This is a genomic window from Phyllobacterium sp. (assembly GCF_037994425.1).
Taxonomy (GTDB): Bacteria; Pseudomonadota; Alphaproteobacteria; order Rhizobiales; family Rhizobiaceae; genus Phyllobacterium.
In genome coordinates this window covers 1-3,902 of sequence record NZ_JBBNAM010000209.1, presented here as the reverse complement: position 1 = coordinate 3,902, position 3,902 = coordinate 1, and the positions used below count along the sequence as shown (strand labels likewise).

The 3,902-nt window shown below is 60.6% G+C and carries 3 protein-coding genes and 1 pseudogene; 1 reads left to right on the top strand and 3 read right to left on the bottom strand.

The genetic code is table 11. The features are described from left to right. The 3 genes from AAAB35_RS14440 to thrC all read right to left on the bottom strand — a co-directional run. Nucleotides 1–499, bottom strand: a 499-nt coding sequence (locus AAAB35_RS14440) for a GNAT family protein (RefSeq protein WP_340668978.1), incomplete at its 3' end; no start/stop codon positions are given. 29 nt (nucleotides 500–528) lie between these two features. Next, on the bottom strand, nucleotides 529–1,827 hold the full coding sequence (locus AAAB35_RS14435) for a pitrilysin family protein (RefSeq protein ID WP_340668977.1): 1,299 nt from the start codon (nucleotides 1,825–1,827) through the stop codon (nucleotides 529–531). A gap of 27 nt (nucleotides 1,828–1,854) precedes the next feature. Next, a complete protein-coding gene (gene thrC / locus AAAB35_RS14430; RefSeq protein WP_340668976.1) occupies nucleotides 1,855–3,255 on the bottom strand; it encodes a threonine synthase in 1,401 nt (466 codons plus the stop codon). Nucleotides 3,256–3,519: 264 nt separating this feature from the next. Here thrC and AAAB35_RS14425 point away from each other — a divergent pair. Then, nucleotides 3,520–3,902: pseudogene (locus tag AAAB35_RS14425) on the top strand (hypothetical protein); the annotation flags it as partial.

The window sequence follows — 3,902 nt, the reverse complement described above, 5'->3', positions numbered from 1 at the left end:
GAAACCCGGCTTTTTCAAGCAGGCGGATGCTCCGAGCATTGTCTGGAATACAGGCTGCTTCGATACGGTGCAACTCAAGCCCTGCGAAGATGTAGGGTATAACCAATTGAAGTGCGGCGAACATATGACCCTGACCGGCATAAGCCTCGCCCATCCAGTAGCCGATCATGCAGCTTTGTGCCGCCCCGCGCCTGATGTAGCCGATCGTGATGCCGCCGAGCAGCGTCATGCCCTGTTTGTGAAACAGAAGGAGCGGAATGGCCTGGCCGGAAGCGTACTCCTGCTTTCCGCGGATGACACGGGCGCGATAGGAGCCCTCCGTCAGCTCGTCGCGGCGCCATGTCGGCTCCCACGGTTCCAAGAACTGCCGGCTCGCCGCCCGCAGCTTGTGCCACTGGTTGAAATCCTGGTAGCGCGGCAGGCGCAGCACATAGTGCTCGTTCTCGAGCTCGACCGAATCCGGCTGTCGCGACAGAAACCGAAAAACCGATTTTGGCATCGATCACTCCCGGCAGGATGGATCTGGGATCAGACGAGGGCTTGCTTGCCCTGGTGATCGGGCGAGGAAAGAGACGCGGTAATATCCTCCATCGGGGCCAGATGTTCGAGCGGTCCAATGGCCGAGAGCGTCGGCACGGTATCGAAGAACAGGCGTCCCGCAAGATCCGTAAGGCGCTCGACCGTGATCCCCTCGAGGCGTTCCATCATCTCCTGGTTGGAGATGGGGCGGCCGTAGAGCATCATCTGCCTTGCGATCTGGCCGGCGCGGGCGGCGGGGCTTTCCTGGCCCATCAGCAGCTGGGCGCGGATCTGGGCGCGGGCGCGTTCGATTTCCTTCTGTTCGATCGTCGCCGCCGACTTGTGTAGTTCGTTAATGATAACAGGCACCAGCTCCGGCAGGTTCTCGCCGCCGGTGGCGGCATGGATGCCGAATATCCCGGTATCGGAGAAACCCCAGTGGAAGGCGTAGATGGAATAGCAGAGGCCGCGGATCTCGCGCACCTCCTGGAACAGCCGGGATGACATGCCGCCGCCGAGGATGTTGGCGAGGATCTGCGAACAGTAGAAGTCGCGGGCGTGATAGGCCTTGCCTTCGAAGCCGAGCAGGATCTGCGCATCCATCAGGTCGCGCGTCTCGCGGATATTTCCGCCGATGTATTTTGCAGGCTCCATGACGGGCGTCGCCGATGGCGAGGTGGGAAGGCTCGCGAAGCGCTGCTCGACCATGCGAGCGAACTCGTCGTGCCGGACGGCGCCGGTCGCAACGACGAACATCCGGTCGGTCGTGTAATTGCGGCTGAGATAGCCGCGGATCTGCTGCGGCGTGAACGACACCACGGTCTGCGGCGTGCCGAGGATCGCCCGGCCGAGGGTCTGGTCGCGATAGGCGGTCTCGGAAAACTTGTCGAAAACGACGTCGTCAGGCGTGTCGTTTGCCGCGTTGATTTCCTGCAGGATGACCTGTTTCTCACGCTCGAGTTCTTCCTCCTCGAAGGCGGACTCCGTCAGGATATCGGCCAGGATGTCGACAGCGAGCGGGACATGATCCTTAAGCACGCGGGCATAGTAGGAGGTCGTTTCGGTGGATGTTGCGGCATTGACCTCGCCGCCGACATCCTCGATTTCTTCAGCGATTTCGCGCGCGCTGCGGCGTGCCGTGCCCTTGAAGGCCATGTGCTCGAGCAGGTGAGCGATGCCATGCTCGTCTGTCGTCTCGTTGCGCGATCCTGATTTGATCCAAACTCCCAGCGCAACGCTTTCCAGATGCGGCATGGTCTGTGTGACTACTGTCAGCCCGGATTTGAGCCGGGTGCACTTAACTGTCATGTGCTATCTTTCTGCGCCTGCCGTCATCTAGCTGCGGGCATGCTTGCCGATAAAGGTTTCAACCGCTTTGAGCTCGGGCTCGATGATCTGGAAGCGCTCCTCCCTGTGCATCACATCAGCAAGCCACGTCGGAAGCGCCGGGTCAATACCGGAGGCGGATTTTACGGCAGCCGGGAATTTCGCCGGATGGGCGGTGGCAAGCGTCACCATCGGCGTATTCGGCTTTTCTCGCTTGGCGGCCACGAAGACGCCGATCGCCGAATGCGGATCGAGCAGATAGCCGGTTTCCGCATAGGTCTTGCGGATCGTTTCCGCAACCTGGCGCTCGCTTGCGCGGCCGGCACGGAAATCCCTTTTGATGAATTTCAGCGCTTCGGGCGAGATCTCGAAGCCGTTGGATTGCTTCAGGCTTTCCATGGCGGCGCGCACCTTGGAGGCATCGCGGTCATAGGCCTCGAACAGCAGCCGCTCGAAGTTGGAGGATTTCTGGATATCCATGGAAGGGGAGTTCGTAGCCTTCACCGCCTTCATGTCATAACGGCCGGTCTTCAGCGTCCGCGCCAGGATATCGTTCTCATTGGTGGCGATGACGAGCTTGTCGATCGGCAGGCCCATGCGCTTGGCACAGTAGCCGGCGAAGATATCGCCGAAATTCCCAGTCGGTACCGTGAATGAGACCTTCCGGTCCGGTCCGCCGAGTGCGATCGCCGTCGTGAAATAATAGACGATCTGGGCCATGATGCGCGCCCAGTTGATCGAGTTGACGCCCGAGAGCTTCACCTTGTCGCGGAAGGCCGCGTCATTGAACATGGCTTTGACGAGGTTCTGGCAATCGTCGAAATTGCCTTCGACGGCAAGCGCATGCACATTACCTGATGTCGACGTCGTCATCTGCCGCTGCTGTACCGGCGAGACCTTGCCATGTGGGAAGAGGATGAAGATGTCGGTGCGCTCACGGCCGGCAAAGGCGTCGATCGCAGCGCCACCCGTATCGCCCGAGGTGGCGCCGACGATGGTCGCTCGCTCGGCGCGCTTTTCCAGGGCGTAATCCATCAGGCGGGCAAGAAGCTGCATCGCCACATCCTTGAAGGCGAGCGTCGTGCCGTGGAAGAGTTCCATCACGAAACTGTTCGGGCCGGTCTGTACCAGCGGCGCGATCGCCGGATGGCGGAAAGTGCCATAGGCTTCGTCGATCATCGCCCGGAAGGTTTCATCGGGGATTTCGCCATTGGTGAAGGGCGAAAGGATGGTGAAGGCGATCTCCTGATAGGTCTTGCCGCGCAGCGCCCGGATTTCCTTCTTGGAAAAACTCGGCCATTTGCGAGGAACGTAGAGCCCGCCATCGCGCGCCAGCCCTGCCAGAAGGGCGTCGCAAAAGCCGAGGGAAGGGGCCTCGCCGCGGGTCGAGATATAGTCCACGTTCGTCATCCTTGATCTATGGCTGGAGAAATTCGGCGCGCAAACGGGACGCTGCGGTTCCACCGAAAAGAGGGGGCTTAACGGCCTGTCGGGGCAGTGTCGCAGGTATCCTATTGAACTTGCCCGCATCCGGCGCCGAAAAGTGCATCAAAACGGTGCTTACCCAATCGATTTTTCTTTGCGCCGCTGATATAGACCATCGCCAACTGTCATGAAAGGCCTTGCGCGAAAGTCGCAAGCACCTAGAAGAAAAGCGTTTGCAAGGGGTGGAATATCGTGCTCGGCAAGGTCTCTCGTCTCATCGTTTCCGCATCCCTTCTTGCCGCTCTTGCCGGCTGCAATTCGCTCGGCCTCGGCGGCGATAGCAAGCCTGAAGCCGCAAGTGCGAGCAGCGGTCCCGCTCCGCTTCAGCCGAACGGCAATGCCCAGATCATGCCGGTCGCGCCGACCAGTCCTTCGTCGAACCAGGCTCCGATCGGCACCGGCGTTACCGCGCAAGGAACGGTCGCGCCCGTTGTGCAGGGTGCATGCCCGCAGATCTTCATGCGTGACCAGGACGCGATCTACCGCACCTATGCGAAAGGTGCGAAGACCGGTGATCCGCAGCAGGTCGTCTTCCAGGCATCTTTCGGCGACTATAGCCGCCAGTGCATGCT